This is a genomic window from Micromonospora sp. NPDC049257 (assembly GCF_040678915.1).
GTDB classification, from domain to species: domain Bacteria; phylum Actinomycetota; class Actinomycetes; order Mycobacteriales; family Micromonosporaceae; genus Micromonospora; species Micromonospora antibiotica.
Genome location: NZ_JBFAQU010000001.1, coordinates 688979 through 705774, shown reverse-complemented (window position 1 = coordinate 705774; position 16796 = coordinate 688979). Strand labels below are relative to the sequence as shown.

The 16796-nt window shown below is 69.1% G+C and carries 14 protein-coding genes; 4 read left to right on the top strand and 10 right to left on the bottom strand.

The window, feature by feature from the left end; all coding sequences use genetic code 11:
- Nucleotides 1-222 precede the first annotated feature (222 nt).
- Nucleotides 223-1269 (top strand): hypothetical protein, encoded by a 1047-nt coding sequence (locus AB0K25_RS03180; protein ID WP_219465669.1) that lies wholly within the window; start codon nt 223-225, stop codon nt 1267-1269.
- A gap of 14 nt (nt 1270-1283) precedes the next feature.
- Here the strand turns inward: AB0K25_RS03180 and AB0K25_RS03175 are convergent, their stop codons facing one another.
- From AB0K25_RS03175 to AB0K25_RS03140, 8 genes are all read right to left on the bottom strand, one after another.
- On the bottom strand, nt 1284-2486 hold the full coding sequence (locus AB0K25_RS03175) for an FAD-dependent monooxygenase (RefSeq protein ID WP_357532895.1): 1203 nt from the start codon (nt 2484-2486) through the stop codon (nt 1284-1286).
- 26 nt (nt 2487-2512) lie between these two features.
- Nucleotides 2513-4465, bottom strand: a complete 1953-nt coding sequence (locus AB0K25_RS03170; RefSeq protein ID WP_357532893.1) for a chorismate-binding protein — start codon at nt 4463-4465, stop codon at nt 2513-2515.
- Nucleotides 4432-5142 (bottom strand): isochorismatase family protein, encoded by a 711-nt coding sequence (locus tag AB0K25_RS03165; RefSeq protein WP_357532891.1) that lies wholly within the window; start codon nt 5140-5142, stop codon nt 4432-4434. The genes AB0K25_RS03170 and AB0K25_RS03165 overlap by 34 nt, the downstream gene beginning before the upstream one ends.
- A 24-nt stretch (nt 5143-5166) precedes the next feature.
- The gene (locus AB0K25_RS03160) at nt 5167-5952 is read right to left on the bottom strand and encodes a 2,3-dihydro-2,3-dihydroxybenzoate dehydrogenase (RefSeq protein WP_219465662.1); all 786 of its coding nucleotides are present in this window, start codon (nt 5950-5952) and stop codon (nt 5167-5169) included.
- Between the two features lie 93 nt (nt 5953-6045).
- A complete protein-coding gene (locus tag AB0K25_RS03155; protein WP_363818070.1) occupies nt 6046-7170 on the bottom strand; it encodes a glycosyltransferase in 1125 nt (374 codons plus the stop codon).
- 54 nt (nt 7171-7224) lie between these two features.
- Nucleotides 7225-8346, bottom strand: coding sequence for an acyltransferase (locus AB0K25_RS03150; protein WP_219465659.1), 1122 nt, complete (start codon nt 8344-8346; stop codon nt 7225-7227).
- A 444-nt stretch (nt 8347-8790) separates the two neighbouring features.
- Nucleotides 8791-9555, bottom strand: coding sequence for an SDR family oxidoreductase (locus AB0K25_RS03145; protein ID WP_219465658.1), 765 nt, complete (start codon nt 9553-9555; stop codon nt 8791-8793).
- 32 nt (nt 9556-9587) lie between these two features.
- Nucleotides 9588-10457 carry a helix-turn-helix transcriptional regulator gene (locus AB0K25_RS03140; RefSeq protein WP_363818066.1) on the bottom strand — a complete coding sequence of 290 codons (870 nt, stop codon included), beginning with the start codon at nt 10455-10457 and terminating at the stop codon, nt 9588-9590.
- A 528-nt stretch (nt 10458-10985) separates the two neighbouring features.
- Between AB0K25_RS03140 and rfbA the strand changes: the two genes are divergently transcribed.
- On the top strand, nt 10986-11879 hold the full coding sequence (gene rfbA, locus AB0K25_RS03135; protein WP_219465654.1) for a glucose-1-phosphate thymidylyltransferase RfbA: 894 nt from the start codon (nt 10986-10988) through the stop codon (nt 11877-11879).
- Nucleotides 11880-12170: 291 nt separating this feature from the next.
- The gene (locus AB0K25_RS03130; protein ID WP_363818061.1) at nt 12171-13397 is read left to right on the top strand and encodes a 3-deoxy-7-phosphoheptulonate synthase; all 1227 of its coding nucleotides are present in this window, start codon (nt 12171-12173) and stop codon (nt 13395-13397) included.
- A gap of 116 nt (nt 13398-13513) precedes the next feature.
- On the opposite strand, the gene AB0K25_RS03125 is transcribed toward AB0K25_RS03130, so the two are convergent.
- Nucleotides 13514-14935 carry an MDR family MFS transporter gene (locus AB0K25_RS03125; RefSeq protein ID WP_219465650.1) on the bottom strand — a complete coding sequence of 474 codons (1422 nt, stop codon included), beginning with the start codon at nt 14933-14935 and terminating at the stop codon, nt 13514-13516.
- Nucleotides 14936-15045: 110 nt separating this feature from the next.
- Here AB0K25_RS03125 and AB0K25_RS03120 point away from each other — a divergent pair, with 110 nt between their 5' ends.
- Entirely contained in the window at nt 15046-15546 is a 501-nt protein-coding gene (locus AB0K25_RS03120; RefSeq protein WP_219465648.1) for an FBP domain-containing protein, read from the top strand.
- A gap of 91 nt (nt 15547-15637) precedes the next feature.
- Here AB0K25_RS03120 and AB0K25_RS03115 read toward each other — a convergent pair whose 3' ends face one another.
- Complete coding sequence (locus AB0K25_RS03115; RefSeq protein WP_219465646.1) at nt 15638-16780, bottom strand: ThiF family adenylyltransferase; 1143 nt, start codon at nt 16778-16780, stop codon at nt 15638-15640.
- Nucleotides 16781-16796 lie beyond the last annotated feature (16 nt).

Here is a 16796-nt window from a genome sequence, read left to right as displayed (position 1 = left end):
CGTCCCGGCACGTCCGCTCCCACGCGAGGCGAAGGCCCCGTTGCTGGCAGCCGCGTTGGTACGATCACGGGCTACGCGTAGCACCCCCTTGCGCGGTGGAGGAGTTGAGGCGATCCGGCAGGGCGCCTCTCCGGCCGCCCGAGAAGACAGGGCAGATCGAGCGATGACCACTGTGGTGCGGCACCTCATCCGACTGCTGACGCGCCGGCCCCGGCGGCTGCCTTGACGACCGTCAACCGGATCCATCGGGCCGCGCAGATCCGCTTCGCTCTGGCCCTGCTCGGGGAGAGGAACGGGCATCACGATTTTGAGCAGATCTGCTTTCACCTGACCCGCGAGTTCATCGCCCCGAATGTTCGGATCTCCACCGGCCCGGTCAGCGCCGGCGGGGACCAGGGGCGCGACGGCGAGAGTTACTGGAGCGAGACCTCCTCCTCCGACGGGGACCTCGCCTTCTGCTGCACGATCCAGAAGAACGACCTTTCGCGAAAGGTCAAGAGTGACGTCAAAGGAGCATGCACCACCGGACGACCGGTGCAACGGGTGATCTTCTTCCTGGCCCAGGGAATGGAGATCGCCAAACAGCACCAACTCCAGGAATGGGCACGATCCGCATACGGCATCGATCTGCAGATCTGGGACGGGCCACACATCGCCGACCAACTGGCCAGGTCGAGGACGATGGACGACGTCGTCGAGTCCTATCTGAAAATCGCGTCCGAGTCGGGCGTCCGCCGTTTTCTGAAGTCCCCCACCGTCCGCGCGCTACTACTACTCCTGCTGCTGCTGCTCGCAGCTGTCATCGTCAGGCATCAGCTGCCCAGGCACTACTCCCTGGTGTACGAGAAGCGCCGCCTCACGGCTGTCGCCGGCCGGTGCGCCTCCGACTGGAGGACGAAGAACACGGCGACCCGGTCGACGGTCGACGCGGACCGTCCAGCCGTGACACTCGCTACGGGACCCACCGGGGTGGGCACCTCAAGCGACGCCCGGGACCTCGCCTTCTACGACTACTGCGACGAGGGCACGTTGCGGATGATCTTCTATCTGGGCATGGCCACCGTGCCGCACGAACCCTCGACGGCGCAGGAGTGCGACGAAGCCGCCCCGTCCGACAGGAAGATCAGAGTCGTCGAACCACGGTCCGGCCTCTGGCTCTGCACACGTACGGACGACGACGCTCTCGCCCTGGTCGAGATTCGCACCGTCACCTTCGACCCGCGAGTGTCCGGGTTCCAAGCCGATCTCTGGCTGACACTGTGGCGGTGACCGCCGGGTGCCGGTCACGGCGGTGCGGGTGACGCCTCCTGCGCGCCCAGCCGGAAACCGTGCACCCAGGACACCGCCTCCATGAGATCGTCGGCGGTCATCGACTTCAGCATCGCGTCCCGTGTCCGCGCCCGGACGCCGGCAGGGTGGTACAGCTCATCGCCCAACCACCGCGCCGCCTCCTGCGCGCGGGAGGTGCGCTCCCGGCGTACCTCGTTGAAGTGCAGGAGGCGGCCCGGGATCTCGTCGGGGTCGCACCTCAGCGACCGGGCGAGGACGACGGAGTCCTCCAACGCCAGCGCGGCGCCCTGGGCGGCGTACTGCAGCATCGGGTGGGCGGCGTCGCCGATCAGGACGACCCGCCCCTGCACCCACCGCGCCACCGGCGGCCGGTCGCACAGCACCCACCTGCGCCACCGTCTGCCGAGGTGCAGCAGCCGGCGTGCCTGCCCTCCCGCCTCCGGGAAGGCGGCCGGTACGAGGTGCTGGTCGACGGGTTCACCACTGACCGCCCGGGTGGCTCCGTCGTCACGAACTGCGGCGATGTTCAGCTCCCGCCCACCCGCTATCGGGTAGGAGACCAGGTGCCAACCTTCGCCCGCCCAGAGGGACACCGCGTTCCACCGCAGTTCAGCGGGGACGGAGCTGGTCGGGACCACGGAGCGGAAGATGGTGTGCCCGGTGACCCGGGGCTCACCGTCACCGACGAGCTGGTGCCGCACCCGGGAGCGGATCCCGTCCGCACCGATCAGGACGTCGCCCACCACCTGTTCACCGGAGGCCAGCTCGCAGACGACCGACTCGTCGGAGGTGCGGTACCCGACCACGGGGCTGTCGGCTCTGAGCCGGATCCGTTCCTCGGCGCGGCACGCGGCCAGCAGCGGCGCGTACAGATCACCCCGATGGACCACGGCGTACGGATTACCGAATCGTCGCCGGTAGTCGGCCCCCACCGGCAGAGTCACCAGTCGTTCCCCGGACCGGCCGTCTCTGAGGACCAGTTCGTCGATGTAGACCGCCCGCGACCGCACCTGATCGCACACACCGAGCAGGTCGAGTGCGTGGAAGGCGTTCGGGGCCAGTTGAATTCCGGCTCCGAGCTCGGCGAACTGGGCGTTGCGCTCGAAGACCTCTATCTGGTGCCGGCCCTGGCGGGACAGCCCGAGGGCCACGGCGAGCCCGCTGATGCCGCCACCGGCGACGAGAATTGTGGACACTTTGCCCCTCGGCGATGAAATCAGTGTCATCCACGTGACGTGTCGACGGCGGCCAGTTCGTGCACGGATCCGGACAGCACGGACGTGGCCATCTCAGCCAATATGGAGGTGCCGTCCGTGCTGAGCACCGACTCAGGATGGAACTGCACCGACCGGAAGTGTGGACCGACGAACCCGTGCACCTCACCGGTCCGCGGGTCCCGGCTCACCGCCACCGGCCCCACCCCGGCCGGCCACAGATGGTCGTCGGCGCTGCGGACGGCGAAGGTGTTGTAGAACCCGACCCGGACCCGCCGGCCGAAGAACTCGATGTCCCGCTGGACGCCCTGGTTGGGTCGTCTGCGTCGCACCAGGTCGAGCCCGAGAAGCGAACCGAGGACCTGATGGCTGAGACAGACCGCCAGGAACGGCGTACCGGCGTGCAGCAGATCCCGGATGCGGGTGTGCAGACGGTCGATCCGTACGTCGTCGCGGTTGTTCGGGTCGCCCGGGCCCGGCCCCATGACGACCAGGTCGGCCTCTTCCCGGGGGAACGGCTCCGTGGCCCCGCACAGGGTCACCTGTAGCCCGAACTCGCGCAACTGATGGGCCAGCATGGCGGTGAACGAGTCCTCCGCGTCCACGATCACCGCCCGCCGCCCCACGAGCTGCGCGACCTGCGGCACCCTGGTGCGCCCGTCCCGGTCATCGAACCAGAAACGCGCCAGGTCGGTGTTGCGCGCCGCCAACGCCGCCTGTACCGCGGGGTGACCCGCGAGGCTCGACCTGGCGGACGCCGTACGGTCGGGCCCGGGGGCCACGCCGAGTCCACGCAACACACCCTGCGCCTTGGCGTGCGTTTCGAGAACTTCCAGCCTCGGGTCGGAGTCACGCACCAGCGTCGCACCGACCGTGATCCGTAGTCGGCTGTCCACGATCTCGACGGTACGCAGCAGGATCGCCGAATCCAGTGAGCGACCGCCGTTGACGTCCCGGCTGAACAGTGCCGCCACGCCGCTGTAGTAGCCCCGCCCGTCGGGTTCGTAACGCCTGATCACCCGGCAGGCGTTCGCTACCGGACTGCCCGTCACGGTCGGCGCGAACATCGTCTCGCGGAGAGCGTCCCGCACGTCGAGTGACGTCGACCCCTCGATCAGGTACTCGGTGTGCGCCAGGTTGCCCATCTCCTTCAGGAAGGGACCCACCACCCGCCCGCCCCGGTCGGTGACCCGGGCCATCGTCTTCAACTCCTCGTCCAGGACCATGTACAGCTCCCCGGTCTCCTTGCGGTCGGCCAGGAAGTCGAGCACCTCGGACAGCGCCGGTCCACCGGGCCGGTAACGCAGGGTCCCGCTGATCGGGTTCATCATCGCGGTGCCGTCGAAGAGACTGAGGTGTCGCTCCGGTGTCGCGCCGACGAACGTGCGGGAGCCGGTGTGGATGACGAACGTCCAGTACGTGCCACGCTCGTCGGCCAGCAGCCGGTTGAACACCGTGAGCGCGGTCTGGACGGGCGAGCTGCGCAACGGCGCGGTGAGTGTGCGTTTGATGACGAAATTGGCACCCGTGCCGTGTCCGATCTCGTTCACGAGCACCCGGCGCACGATCTCCGCGTACTCGTCGTCCTCGATGTCGAACTGCGGGGTGCCGAGGTCTATCACGCCGTCGGGCAGCAACCTCGACGTGGCCGCCACCGAACCGACCGCCTGCTCACGGATGGTCATCGCGACCAGCGGGGCACCGTCGTCGTGGCACTCGAACCCGGTCTCGGTGAGCTGCCGGTACGGCACCATGGCCAACAGGTCGTGCCGGGGCTGTCCTGGCCCCGTCAACCGGGGCAACGGCAGGTCGGCCAGCGTACGCACGCACCCGACGTCACCGACGAGCAGCTCGACCCGGCCACCCACGGCCTCCGGCCGATGCAACAGGGCGAACGCCGGCGGCTCCGCCCCCAGCACCTGATCCATCAACCGGGCGAAACGTCCATCGTCGAACGGCATAGCTCCCCCTCGATAGGGTTGACGGATTCTGCGGGCACCGACCGCTGGCCCAGCTCGGCGAGGACGGCCTCGGTGGAGAGCACGACGGCGCACCGGTCGGCCGCATACCGCAGGGCCATCCGATGGTGTTCAGCCGAGAAGTCGGCCACCGCATCGCCGACGAGAAACGTCTCGATGTCGTGGGAGTACGCCTCGACCGCTGTCATCAGGCATCCGACGTGCGCGTACACCCCGCACACCAGCAGCTGGTCCCGCCCGACGTCGCGGAGGTGATCCAGTAGTGCGGTGCGGTGGAAGGCGCTGTAGCGCCACTTCGTCAACACGGTGTCGCGCTCACCCGGGGCCAGTTCGTCGCTGATCTGCCGGTCCTGTGCGGTAGCGGTCATGCCGGGGCCCCAGAAATCCCGCAGCAGTCCGCGCTGGACCTGCGTCATGTCCCCGGGCTGCGCGGTGTAGACGACAGGCACCGCGAGCTGTCGGCAACGGCGCAGCAGCGCTGCGGTGTTCGCGATCAGTGCCCCGCCGGGCTGACCCGAAGCCGGCAACGACCTCAGGAAGTAGCGCTGCATGTCGTGCACCAGCAGCACGGCTCGGCGCGGATCGGGCCGCCAGCCGGCCGTGTTGGCGGGTAGTTCGCAGGGGTCCGGCATCGCGTACGGCGTAGTGGTGGTGTCCAAGTTCATCTCCCTGGTCCGGACGGGTCAACGCCCGAGGGCGGCGCCACCGTCGACGTAGAAGTCGTGCATCGTGACGTTGGCCGCCTGGTCGGACAGCAGGAACATCACGGCGTTGGTGACGTCGGCGACGGTCGTGAGGCGGCCGAGCGGGATGCCCACGCGGTACTCGGTCGGGACACCGGCGACGGACACGGACGTGCCGTCACCACCGCCCCACAGTCCCCGCAGCATCGCCGTGTCGGTGGAGCCCGGGGCGACCACGTTGCAGCGAATGCCGCTGCTGGCCAGTTCGAGCCCGAGCGTCTTGGTGTAGGCGGTCGCCGCCGCCTTCGATGCGGCGTAGGCGGACATCCGCACCCTGGGTACTCCGGCCGCGTTCGAGGCCACGGTCACGATGCTGCCCCGTCGGCGCGGCGTCATCCGCCTGGCGACGGCCGTCGACATGAGGAAGACACCGCGGGCGTTGACCGCGAGGGTGTCGTCCCAGTCCCGCTCGGTCAGCTCGACCGCGGTCGCCGCCCGCAGCACCCCGGCACAGTTCACCAGGAAGACGACGGGGCCCAGTCGCTCCTCCACTGCGGCCACCGTGTCCTCGACCTCGACCGCGGAGCGGACGTCGGCGGTGAATTGCGTGACGGTGCCGGGCACGTCGTCGCGGGCACCGAAGAGCGCCGACAGGCGGTCACCGTCGACGTCGAGGGCCGCCACCGAGGCACCGGCCCGGCAGAGGGCGGAGACGACAGCCTCCCCGATACCGCCGGCCGCACCCGTGACGATGGCGACTTGACCTCGGAACTGATCCTCATACATGAGGGCTGGTCCTCCAGAGTGGGTCGATTCCACGGCGGAACGGACGGGACGCCGTCGCCTTTGACCGGGCCGGCGGGACGGTGTCGGGGTGCCTCAGCACAACTTCTCCACCACGTCCACGACGTCGGCCGCTGACGGCATGGTCATGATCTCCTGGGACAACACCGCCGCACGTTCTCGGTGGATCGGCTGGTGGAGCAGTTGGTCGACCCCGGCCGCGATCGCCTCGGCGGTGTCCTCGCCCGGCAGGAGCATGACGGCCGCACCGGAGTCGGCGAGACGACGCGACGGCGCCAGGAGTTTGGGCATGTTCGGTATCAGCAGCTGCGGCACGGCGCACGCCATACCGGTCAGGGCCGTGCCGCCGCCACCGTGGTGCACCAGCACATCGCAGTTGCGGGCCACCACGTCGAGCGGCAACCAGCCGGCCCGCACACCGAGCCGTTGCGACAGCTCGTCGCTGACCGCTGCCGGCGTCGCCACGACGACCTCGGCCCCGACCGTCTTCACCTTGCCGACGAGGTCGACCAGGTAGTCGAAGAAGTTGCCGCGGGCGACCTTCGTACCGGCTGTCACCACGATGCGGCGTTGCTCGCCCCGGACGTACATCCACGGCTCCAGTGGGCGCTGCATGTTCGTCGGTGCGAACCGCATCGGCTGGGCCGGGCCGGCGTCGGCCGGACGCAGGCTCGGCGGGCAGATGTCGATCCAGAGGTCGGCAACGGGAAGCCGGGCCAGGCCGAGGCGCTCCAGCTCCGGGCGTAGTTCCCGTTCGGCGGCCGAATCCACGACAGGTGGTTCACCGGTGTCCCAGGAGTGCCGCACGTAGGGTACGCCCAACCTGCTGGCGAGCAGCGGCGCCGCGAAGGTGAGCATGCCGCCCACCACGACGTCCGGTCGCCATTGCGCAGCGAAGTCGAGCAGCGGGTCGATGCAGGCCGCCGCCAACCGGCCGAAGGCATGACCGATGTAGATCATGTGAGCCTCCGGATCGGTCGGTTCCGTGATCGCAGCGCCGGAGCGATCGGTGGTGATGTGGTGGCGGATGGGAACCGGTGAGACGCAGAGGCCCGGCAGGCCGGCGCCGACGATGGCGGGCAGCGTCTCCTCAGTCGAGGCGACGATCACCTCGTGACCGGCGTTGCGCGCGGCGGTGGCCAGCGGCGTCAGCGGAAAGACCGTGGCCGGGCTCCCACCCGTGACGAACAAGAAGCGCATGACGATTCCTCACGTTTCGTTGACGGGGATGAGCGGGCATGCCGGGCGCGTCGGCTACGACGGTTCGACCCGGACGGCGGCGTCGGTCTCGATGCGCTTGCCCTGCGGCGGTCGGCCCCACCGGCGCATCGCAGGTGACTCGACGAGGCGGTGGAGAAGAACGGCCAGGCCGAGGCTGAGAAGGAAGGCGAGGGCGACGAAGAGCAGGCCGGCACCCCGTCCGAGGTCACGGTCGAAGCCGATGCCCGCCCGCATGACGACCAGGACGATCTCGTGCACCAGGTAGAACGCGAACGACGCCTCCCCGAGCCGACGCATGACCGGGCTGCTCAGCCACGACCGGCCCTCGCGGTCGTCGCCCACCGCCAGTGCGGGCACCAGCAGCGCCAACGGCACGATGAGGACCGCGTTGACGGTGTACGTCATCGGGACGATGAGACCGACCAGGTAACCGACGACGGTCAGCGCGAAGGCGACGCCCCGCCCCGGGCCCACCCACCGACCGGTCAGCACGATCCTCGCCATCAGCATCCCGAGTACGAAGTCCAGGAGCCGCACCGGCGGAAAGGCGTAGAGGAACCACATCTGGTCGACGGACTGGTCGGCCAGCACGGTGCCGGCGAAGCCCTCCGGGAACCGCGGTGACGCCGGCAGCAGCGACCCGAGCACGGGCAACGCGATCACCGTACCGGCGACGCCGGCCGCACACGCCCACAACTGCCCGGCCCTGATCCGGGCGAGCCGGGGCAGCAGCAGGGGGAACATCGCATAGAAGAACAACTCGCAGGACAGCGACCAACTGGGGCCGTTCACACTGAGAAAGACGTCCGGCTTCGGCACCCATGCCTGCAACAGCAGCAGATTGAGCAGCGCGGTGGACCACGGTGTGGAGGCGGCGGCGAAGACGAGCATCGCCAGCCCGAAGGTGACCGCGTGGTTGGGATAGATCTTGACCAGCCGTCGCCGCAGGAACCCACGGTACGTGTCGTCGGGCCGGGCGGACCAGGTGAGGACGAAGCCGCTGAGGAGAAAGAAGAAGGAGACGCCGACGGTGGCGGCGCTCTTGGTCGCATAGGTGAGCGCACCGGAGACACCGGTGCCATCGGCGAACAGCCGCAGTGTCGCCACGTGAAACAGGAACACCATCGACGCGGCGACGAATCGCGCGCCGGTCAACGATTCGAGGCGACCACCGCCTGGCCGCGCAGCACCACTAGTCAACGGATCTCCTCAGTGAACGCCGAAGTGAGGACCGACCGACCACATTCGGTCTCTTCCGGCCGACCCGGTCGGGGCACGGTCTCGACCATGGTTCGACGCGGTTGGCTGTACAGGGCGTACGACCCCGGCGGACCGCATCAGGCGGCCGGTGCGCGGGGCAGGCGGCAACAGTGCCGACGGTCAGCCGCGCTGGTATTCCAGAATCGTGATGACATCGAACCGCCGGCGACCGGGGGCGATCGGTGGGCGGCTCACGGGTAAGGCTGCCAGACCGCCGCCGACCGGTACAGGCGCGCATCTGACCATTGCCGGTCGTGGCCGGATGCGGACATTCTCACCATGTCGCGGGCGACAGCGGCACGATCGGGGTGCCGCGCCCACTGCCTGGCGACTCCCGGTTCAGAGCGAGGTCCCGCCGGCGACCTCGATGCGCTGACCGGTGATCCAGCGTGCGGCATCGGACGCCAGAAAGGCGACCACGTCGGCGACGTCGTCCACCTGACCGATCCGGCCGAGCGCGGCCTTCGACGCCAGCTCCGCCGCCGTTCCCGGCTGCCGCAGGCGGTCACCGTGAAACTCCGTGTCGATGAGGCCGGGAGCGACGCTGTTCACCGTGATCCCGCGCGGACCGAGCTGCTCGGCCAGTGCCTGACTGAAGACCTCGAGTGCCCCCTTGCTCATCGCATAACCGACGATCTCGGGGTGCGCCACCCGGGTGGCCAGCGAGGAGATGTTGACGATCCGACCCCCGTCGCGCATCAGGGGAAGGGCCCGCTGCGCCAGGAACACCGGGAGACACACGTTGATCGCGAACACCCGGTCGAGCTGTTCCGGGACGAGTTTGGCGACATCCGCCCGGCAGCCCACCCCGGCGTTGTTGACCAGCACGTCGAGCGCGGTGTCGCCGGTGTGGTGTCGGAGACCCGCTGCCAGTCCGTCGAGGAGCACGTCCAGACCCGAGTCGTGGGCGAAGTCGGCACGGACGGCGAACGCCGTCCCACCCCGGTCACGTATCAGGTCCACCGTCTCCGCAGCCATCGCGTCGTCGCGACGGTAGTGGACGGCGACCACGGTCGTCGCCGTTGCGAGCCGTACGGCGATGGTCCGGCCGATCCCGCGACTGGCGCCGGTGACGAGCACAGCGCGCGTGGTACCTCTGTCCATGTCTTCTCCCCAGAGCTGTCGTCGACGATCGGTTACGACGGAAAGTCCAACAGGCCCTCGATACGGCCGGCCACCACTCCGGCCTCGAAGCGGCTGCTGGTGCCCAGCCTCCGCAGCAGCGCGGAGACGAGCCGCCGCAGGGTGCGGGCCGACAGTTGCAACTCGCGGGCGATCGCGGTGTCTGGCCGGCCACGTGCCCACAGCCGCAGGATCATCAGTTGCTGCTCCGTCAGGCGCAACGGGCTGTCGACGAGGTCGGTGGAGGTGTACCGGACGATCGGGTCCCGATCGTCGGGTGCGACGCCCGGCGTCATGGCGGTGGGGCTTTCCGTGGTGGTACTCCAGCAGAACTCGAAGACGCGTCGCAGCAGCGCGACGACAGTTTCCTGTCGTACGAGCAGGTGGCCGGAAATCCTATTGCCCGGACCGGTCGGCCAGATCAGGGCAAGATCGTCGTCGACGACCAGGAAACGGAACGGAACGAGCTGTGTGCTGCGCACCTGCACGCTGACCGAAGCCATTTTCTGCAATGGTCCCGCGATCCGTGCGGCGCCGACGGAGGTATTCTGTCGGATCACTCGGATCACCAGCCCGGCGTCAATGCCCGTACGGTGGCGATTCACGGCGTCGGTGACAATCTGCTGGGCCGGTGCCGGCGGATCCATCCACATCATCTCACCGGCGGCGTGAACCGCAGCGTTCTTGAGCAACTCTTCCATCCGCGACCAGCCCGCCACCTCTTCTATACCGGTGGCGCCCGCCGTGACCGGCCATCCACATGTCGCCAGGGCCGCGACCTTCGCCCGGACCGACCGGATCGCAGCCGCCGCCCCGACCTGCGCCTCTTCGTGCCGTTCCAGCAGGTCCAGCAGGGCCTCCAAAGGACGTCGATCGTCCTTCACGGTGAGAGGGCACATCGAGCCACCTCTTCCTCGTTCCATTGTCCGCCCGGGGCCACGGCCGCTACGGGCCACAAATTGGTCTACATGAGTCGCCGTAACTTTGACAAGCTGTCGTCAACGGCTGGAGGACACCGCCGAGAAGAGTCGGTACGGTGCAGTTGGCGAAGAACTCCGCCGCATCAGGCAATCCACTCGGGCCATGATCGAAATCACCTTGCCCGGAGCACGTCGATGTTCAACAGCCACCCGGGACCCAGCTGTCCGGCAGCGACGCCGACCAATCGCCGCTGACCGAACCCGCACTGGTCCCACGCACCCCGGCGAGGGCGCACCGGGTGTCGGGACCACCGGAGCCACGGCGGACGTCGAGCCAAGATCAATCGACTTCTCTCGATCACGTGGCTTGCGACGTGACCGGGTGCGCAACAGCCCCACCGAAACGGTCGAATGGTGCCGACAGAGTCGGTGCCGGCGGAAACAACTGGTGGCGATTCACCACCGACCATCTTCTCCTGGAGAGGTTGAAATATGCGCGGTATCGTTCTCGCCGGCGGCTCGGGTACGCGGCTGAGGCCCGCAACCAAGGCCCTGTCCAAACAGCTGCTGCCGGTCTACGACAAACCCATGATCTACTACCCGCTGTCCGTTCTCATGCTTACCGGCATCCGGGACGTCCTGATCATCTCCACCCCTGACCACCTGTCGCTCTACCAACAACTCTTCGAGACGGGAGCGGAACTCGGACTGAATATCGAGTACGCCGTCCAGGAAAGGCCGGGCGGCTTGGCGGAGGCATTTCTCCTGGGCGCCGACTTCATCGGCGACGAGAACGTCTGCCTGGTGCTGGGCGACAACATATTCCACGGCACCGACCTGGGCCCACTGCTTCGGGCAGAAGCCGAGCAGGTGTCGGGTTGCACGTTGTTCACCTACCCCGTCTCCGATCCCACCCGGTACGGAATCGCCGAACTGGACCGCGACGGGCGCCTGGTCCGACTGGCGGAGAAGCCGATTTCCCCGTCATCGAACCAGGCGGTCACCGGCCTCTATCTCTACACTCCCGACGTCGTGGATCACGCGCGGGCACTCGCACCCTCCGCCCGCGGTGAACTGGAGATAACCGATCTCAACAATCGTTACCTCGGTGAGGGGCGGGCCAGAATCGTCGGTCTCGGACCGGAAGCGGTCTGGTTGGACACCGGCACGCACGACAGCCTCCTGGCCGCCGGGAACGTCGTGCAGTTGCTCCAGCACCGCAACGAGCCCGTCGCCTGCCTGGAGGCGATCGCCTGGCGAATGGGTTTCATCAGCACCCGGCAGATGGTCCGGTTGACGAGGAACTATCCCGAGGGCAGTGCCGTGGCCACCTACCTGGCAGGGCTGCTCGCCCGGGAACCTCTCGGCTTCGAGGCCTTCGCCTGACCCGCAGCACGCCCCGCCGCTGCTGGCGCGTGGGGACGTCGGGGCGACCCCGGCGCCGACGCCACCGCCTGCCAGGCAGCCGGCCCGGCGGTGGCGCAGCCGGCCCGGCGGGAGCGCAGCCGGCCCGGCGGGAGCGCAGCCGGCCGGCGAACATCCCGGCCCGACCCGGGCAGACCGTCCAGCGCGCACGTCCAAGTGCGGAACTACGCACTCGCCCACCCGAAGAGTCCTGTCATCGATCGCTCGACGACGGCGATCAGCACGACGTTCAGCAACTGAAAGGAGTCTGCCGTGACCGAGAAGGCATTCCGGTACGACGTCCTCGCCGACGACGAGATCCGCGTGCCGGACGGATTGCGCGACGTGTGGCGGGGATTCAAGGAACCGCCGCACCAGCAACCGGTCTGGCGCAACCGCCACCTGCTCGAGTGGGCCCGCGCCACCCTGGCCTGGAGCGCACCGCTGGTCACCTCGCCTGAGGTCGAGGAGCTGAGTCGCCTGCTGGCCGAGGTCGCCGACGGCCGGCGTCGCGTCCTGCAGTGCGGTGACTGCGTCGAGGATCCCCGGGAGGCCACGGCCACACACGTCCGCGACCGGATCCGTCTGATCGACGAACTCGCCGCCCTGATGACGGCTGGTTCCGGGCTACCGGTCCTGCGGGTCGGACGACTGGCAGGTCAACTGGCCAAACCCCGCTCCGAGCCGTTCGAGCGGGTGAACGGTGTGGACCTGCCCGCCTTCCGCGGGGCGCTGGTGAACCGCCCCGGGCACACCATGGCGGACCGCTCCCCGGACCCGGTGCGTTTGTACCACGGATATCGGATGTCTCGCGCCGTGCTGGCGCATCTGGAGTTGCTGGGCCGCCACCCCGGGCAGGCGGGTGTCGACCCGGTGTGGACGAGTCACGAGGCGCTGCTGCTCGACTACGAGATTCCCCTGCTGCGGCGGGCCCCCGGCGGCAGTTCGTTGCTGACCTCGACGCACTGGCCCTGGATCGGTGAGCGCACCCGGCGTCATGACGGGGCCCACGTCCAGGTGATGGCGGCCATCGACAACCCGGTGGCATGCAAGGTCGGCCCGGGAATCAGCTCCGGTGAACTGCTCGAGCTGTGCGCGAAGCTCGACCCGCAGCGCCGTCCGGGCCGGCTCACGCTGATCGCGCGGCTCGGGGCGGGCCGGGTGACCGACACACTGCCGCCGCTGGTCCGAGCCGTACGCCGGGCGGGGCATCCGGCAATCTGGCTCTGCGATCCGATGCACGGCAACACCATCCGTAGCCCCAGCGGTCGCAAGACGCGCTCCGTGGCCGACGTGGTCGCCGAGGTCGAACGCTTTCAACTGGCGGTCCTCGCCGGGAAGGGCGTACCCGGGGGACTCCACCTGGAAACGACACCCAACACCGTCGCCGAGTGCGTGCCGGTCGCCGGCAACGAACCGGCTGGTCCGTTCACGACCCTCTGCGATCCACGGCTCAACGGGGACCAGGCCGCCCGGGTGGTGTCCGCCTGGCACGCCTGAGGACCGCGTACGCCCGTCCGGCTCCGCAGCCGGGCCTGCTCGTCGCGGCACCGGGTGGGCAGCCGGTCCGGTGTCCGTGGACACCGGTGACCGGCTGCGCCACCCGGCCGCCCGGCTCAGCTCACGACCGGCTTGCGCCGTGCCGGGAGGAACATCGCGGGCACCGCGGTCAGCACCACGACCCCGACGACCACCCAGAAGGTGGCGTGGAAGCCGCCGAGCTCACTGCCCTGCTGCCGGGTCAGCGGTTGCAGCAGCAGGGCGACTGCCGCGGTGCCCACCGCGCCCCCGATCTGCTGGATGATCGCGTTCGCCGTGGTGGCGGCCGGGACGCGCTCCTGGCTCAGGGAGTGATAGAGCGTCAGCATGGTGGGTGACACCACGAAGGCCAGGCCGATACCACGGACGAACAGCGCGGCGACGATCAGCCACTGCGCCGATCCGGGTTCGGCGAAGGCCAGGGGGACGGTGGTCACCGCGACCACCGCCAGCCCGCCGAGGACCATCACCCGGGAGTTGTGTTTCAGGTCCACCATCTTGCCGACGACCAGCACGGCGACCAGCATCCCGGCGCCTTGTGGAGCGAGCGCCAGGCCGGCGTCGACCGCACCGCGGCCGTCGCCCTCCTGTAGGAGCAACGGGACGAGGAAGACGACGGCGAACAGGGCCGCGTTGTTGAGCAGGGTGATCGCCGTCGAGGCGGTGAAGGCGCGATCCCGGAACAGGTCGAACTCGACGACTCCGGTACGCGTGGCGCGGCTCGCCCGGATGCCGTGCCAGGCCAGCGAGACCACGCTCAGCAGCAGCGGTGCCCAGACCCGCACGGCGGTGGGTGGGGTTCCGTCGACGAGCATGCTCAGCCCGTAGAGCAACCCGGCGATGCCCAGACCCATCGTGACGAGGCCGAAGACGTCGAGTCGTGGCGCGTCCTGCCCCTTGCGGTTGGGCAGGTGGCGAGCGGACAGGATCACGGCGACCAGCACGATCGGCACGTTGACCAGGAAGGCCCAGCGCCACGACAGGCTCTCGATCAGGACCCCGCCCACCACGGGCCCCAGAATGGGTGCCATCTGCACCGGAATGGCGATGACGGCCATGGCGCGGCCCATCCGCTCCCGTCCGGCGATCTCCACCACGAGGATGCGCATGAGCGGGAACAGCATGCCCGCGCCCAGGCCCTGCACCACGCGGAAGAGGATGAGGCTGCCCAGCGACCAGGCCAGCCCGCAGGCCAGGGAGCCGACCAGGAAGACGCTCAGCGAGGCGACCCAGGTCGCTGCCGAACCGAAGCGCTGTGTCGCCCACCCGGTGGCGGGGATGACGACCGCCATCGCCAGCAGATAGGCCGTGGAGGCCCACTGCGTCTGGGCCAGGGTGGCGGAGAACGCAGCCGACAGGCTGTGTACGGCCACCCCGATGATGGTGCTGTCCAGCAGCCCGACGAATCCTCCGAGGGCCAGGAGCATCACCTTGCCCAGTAGCGCCCGGTCCAGGCTCGGTGGCGGGCTCTGATCTGTCGTTGCCTGGTCCGTACTCATCGTGTCTCCTCGTCGGGACGGGTGACCTGCCGGATGAAGGTCTTCTTCACCTCTCTACCTATAGCATATAGCCGTTTGCCTTAGGTGATTTGTGTTGTTACAGTCGCTCCATGAAGCAGCTGGCTGAGGCCGCGATCCGCGATTCCTTCATAAACTGCTCAAAGGGAGAGTCACGACGCATCTCGCTACCGCGGGAGGTGGAGGAGCTTCCGTGGAAGCACCTCGACTTCCTCGGGTGGACCGACCCGCGGGCACCCGAACGCAGCTACCTCGTCTGGCAGCAGGGCGAGGACGACGCGCCGATCGGCGTGATGCTGCGACACCCGGACAGGCTGCCGGGCCTGCAGCGCAACATGTGCTCGCTGTGCCTCACCACCCACGGCTCGGGTGGTGTCACGCTGATGGCAGCGCGCAAGTCCGGTCCGGCCGGACGCAAGGGCGACACCGTCGGGCTGTACATGTGCGCCGACCTGAACTGCTCCCTCTACGTGCGGGGGCTCAAAGCCCTCCCGCCAGGGTTGCGGATGGAGGAGACGCTCACGGTGCCGGAAAAGGTGGAGCGCATCAAGAGTCGGGTGGCGGCGTTCATCCAGCAGGTCGCCAGCACGTAACCCTGGTCGACGCGCGCCGCTGCGCCCGGACGGTGAACCCCGGGCGCAGCGGCGCGGGCCGCCCTCAGCAGAGCAGCGGCGCGGGCCGCCCTCAGTAGACCGGCATGGAGGGATCCAGCTGGTGCGCCCACGCGAGGATCCCGCCTCCGACGTGGACGGCGTCCGGGAGACCACTGCGGTGCACGAGGGCCAGCACCTCCGCCGACCTGATCCCCGACCGGCAGATCAACACGACCCGGCGGTCGCGCGGAAGGCGCTCGGTGGCGTCCCCGCTGAAGAACTCGCCCTTGGGGATCAACGTCGAGCCGGGCAGGTGCACGTAGTCGTACTCCTCGGGCTCCCGTACGTCCACCAACGCGAACTTCTCGCCGCCTGCCACCAGGTCGCGCAGGGCGAGCACCGAGATGGTCCCGCCCCGGGCGGCTTCGGCCGCCGCCGGTGACAACAGACCGAAGAACGGCTCCGCCGCAGTCAGTTCGGCCGGCCGGTCCACACCGGGCCGGCGTTCGTACGGCCGGACCGAGCATTCACCCAGCGTCGCGTCGTACGTCATCACACGACCCACCAGCGGCTCACCGGTGCCGGTGAGCAGCTTGACCACCTCCATGCTCATGGCCCCGGCCAACCACCCGCCCCACAACCGCAGCGTCCCCGACATGCCCCGGAAGTAGGCGGCCGGCCGCTCGTGGTGCAGATCGCGGAAGCCCGGCCCCTGCCCGTCCCAGAACACCGACAGGCGAGCCCGGCCGCCGTCCAGCTCGCCCCACACGAAGGGGATCCCGGCTCGGGCGCACACGTCGTCGACGAGCTGACAACGGGCGGCGTCCTCGCCGGCACAGACAACCAGGTGGTACGAGTCGACCATGGACTCGGCGTTCGCGAGGTCGAAGCGCCCGGGCACCACCTCGGCCCGCAGGGCGGGACGCGTCCGCCGTAGAGCGGTCACCCACGCCTCGGCGCGGGTGGCGCAGCCGCCGTCCGGAATGCCGAGGTGATCGTCCCAGGGCTGTGGGGGCGCGGCGTCGACGACGCCGATGACACCGACGCCCGAGTCGGCGAGGTGGGCGGCGACGAGCCCACCGACCTCGTCCGCGCCCACGACGAGAACGCGGCCGGCCGCCAGTCGCCGCTGACCGGTCGATCCGAAGCCGCCGAGGATCAGCTGGTGCGCCTGCCGAGCGGCCTCGCCGTCAGGAAGGGCGGCCGCAGGCTCGACCAGGGCTGGAAAAGACATGGTGCTCCTTTCGAAA

Bases quoted from the DNA above. Each gene is read 5' to 3' on its own strand.
- AB0K25_RS03170 (WP_357532893.1), bottom strand. From the start codon at position 4,465: ATGCCGTTCGACGATGGACGTTTCGCCCGGTTGATGGATCAGGTGCTG.
- AB0K25_RS03160 (WP_219465662.1), bottom strand. From the start codon at position 5,952: ATGTATGAGGATCAGTTCCGAGGTCAAGTCGCCATCGTCACGGGTGCG.
- AB0K25_RS03155 (WP_363818070.1), bottom strand. From the start codon at position 7,170: ATGCGCTTCTTGTTCGTCACGGGTGGGAGCCCGGCCACGGTCTTTCCG.
- AB0K25_RS03145 (WP_219465658.1), bottom strand. From the start codon at position 9,555: ATGGACAGAGGTACCACGCGCGCTGTGCTCGTCACCGGCGCCAGTCGC.
- rfbA (WP_219465654.1), top strand. From the start codon at position 10,986: ATGCGCGGTATCGTTCTCGCCGGCGGCTCGGGTACGCGGCTGAGGCCC.
- AB0K25_RS03125 (WP_219465650.1), bottom strand. From the start codon at position 14,935: ATGAGTACGGACCAGGCAACGACAGATCAGAGCCCGCCACCGAGCCTG.
- AB0K25_RS03120 (WP_219465648.1), top strand. From the start codon at position 15,046: ATGAAGCAGCTGGCTGAGGCCGCGATCCGCGATTCCTTCATAAACTGC.
- AB0K25_RS03115 (WP_219465646.1), bottom strand. From the start codon at position 16,780: ATGTCTTTTCCAGCCCTGGTCGAGCCTGCGGCCGCCCTTCCTGACGGC.